The organism is Pseudomonas sp. NPDC087614 (genome assembly GCF_044743485.1).
Classification (GTDB): Bacteria; Pseudomonadota; Gammaproteobacteria; order Pseudomonadales; family Pseudomonadaceae; genus Aquipseudomonas; species Aquipseudomonas baetica_A.
The window spans coordinates 50,600-50,917 of record NZ_JBIUWN010000031.1 but is presented as its reverse complement, the minus strand read 5'-3'; the positions used below and the strand labels follow the sequence as shown (position 1 = coordinate 50,917).

Genomic DNA, 318 nt, shown 5'->3' with positions numbered 1-318 from the left:
GATGACGGGATCGAACCGCCGACATTCTGCTTGTAAGGCAGACGCTCTCCCAGCTGAGCTAATCACCCTTCGCTTCGTTACGGGGCGCATTATGCCACAAGTTTTCGTAATGTGTTGATTTAATTGAAGTTTTTTCAAAAAAATCCGAAAACCGGTGAAACGACACAAACCCGATGGAACAAGGTACAAACTTGAGACAGAAAAAAACCCGCTTTAGCGGGTTCTTCCGTGGTGACCTGGCGTTCAGTGGTCCAGGTTACCGAATATGGCGCAGCGGACGGGACTCGAACCCGCGACCCCCGGCGTGACAGGCCGGTA

At 51.9% G+C, this 318-nt stretch carries 1 tRNA gene (running past one end of the window); it reads right to left on the bottom strand.

The window, feature by feature from the left end:
• Positions 1 to 68 (bottom strand) — tRNA-Val (locus ACIOWA_RS13915) (it extends 69 nt beyond the left edge of the window).
• Between the last annotated feature and the right edge of the window lie 250 nt (positions 69 to 318).